Genomic DNA, 1320 nt, shown 5'->3' with positions numbered 1-1320 from the left:
GCGCATCATCGACGCGCTGCCGCCGTTCAAGCGCGTGATCGGCTGACCGGTAGTGCCGGCCGCTGGCCGGCAAAACGGGGACGGAGGGGATTAAGACGCAAATGGCACAAACGACCTGATCCGTTCCGTCCCCGATGGCTAGCGCCGCAGTGGCAGCCATTGTCCTTCGCTGGCGCTGCGCCACAGCCATTCCACCGGCCCGAAGCGATGGTCGCGCAGCCACCACGCACTCGCCCACAGCTGCAGCGGGAACACCACCGCTGCCACCAGCAGCACCGGCCACAGCCCGTGCTGCGGGCCGATACCCCACCCGAAGCCGGCAAACAGCGGCACGCAGATTGCGCTTTGCAGCAGGTAGTTGCTCAGTGCCATGCGCCCGGCCGGGACGAACACGCGCAGCACGCGTTCGGCCCATGGGCGCAGATAGAGCAGGGCGAAGATGGCGGCCGCCGCGATGCCCAAGGCCAGTGGCGCAACGCGGTACGACACGCGCAGCAGGTAGCCGGGAACGCCCGCACGCAGCGCCGGCCATGCCTGCTTGAGCGCATCGGCGTGGGCATCGATCCACAGGAACGCGGCCGTCAACAGCAGCCCACCAAGGGCAATCGAGCGCAGCAGCGGCCGGTGTGCCTGCGGCTGCTGAAGCAGGCCGCGACGACCGGCCCAGTAGCCCAGCAGGAAGCGGCCGAGCACGAAGAACAGCAGTGCCCAGTTGCTCAGCTTCAGCCATGCCGCCAGCTGCAGGTTGTGCCACCACGCCTGGGCCAGGTTGCCGTGCGCCAGTGCCTCGAGCGCTGTGGCGTTCATCTGCGCGCGCGGTGTGAGCAGGGCCACCCATTCGCGGATCCACGGCGACAGCAGCGGCGGCAGCAGCAGGGCGATGAACAGGCCACTGCACAGCAGGGCACGATCGCCCAGGTGCCGGAACAACGGCAGCAGCAGGCCGACCAGTGCGTACACCAGCAGGATGTCACCCCACCACAGCAGCACCGAATGCAGCAGGCCGATCACCAGCAGCACCGCCATCCGCCGCAGGTGCGCGGCCATGCTGCCGGGCGCATGGCCGTCCATCTGCATCGCCACGCCCATGCCGAACAACAGCGAGAACAGGGTGATTGCCTTCATGTCCACCAGCCATTCCATGCCGGTGCGGATGGCCTGGTCGAGTGCCGCGCTGGGCAGCGCCTGCTGCGCGGCCTCGGTCATCAGCGCATCGAGCGAGAAGAAGCGCAGGTTGACCAGGAACACGCCGAGCAGCGCGAATCCACGCAGGGCATCGATGAGGGGCTGGCGCGGCGGGCGGTGGGTCATGCCCTGCAG

Annotated in this window: 1 protein-coding gene; it reads right to left on the bottom strand. The window is 68.6% G+C overall.

Annotated features, from left to right (window positions below; translation table 11 throughout):
- Positions 1-138: 138 nt before the first annotated feature.
- Positions 139-1320: DUF418 domain-containing protein (locus ACFQ6N_RS40890; RefSeq protein ID WP_380659205.1), on the bottom strand; the 1182-nt coding region annotated here is incomplete at its 5' end.

The organism is Kitasatospora sp. NPDC056446 (genome assembly GCF_042796115.1).
In the GTDB taxonomy this organism is placed as follows: Bacteria; Actinomycetota; Actinomycetes; order Streptomycetales; family Streptomycetaceae; genus Kitasatospora.
This window is presented reverse-complemented; position numbering and strand designations above follow the sequence as displayed.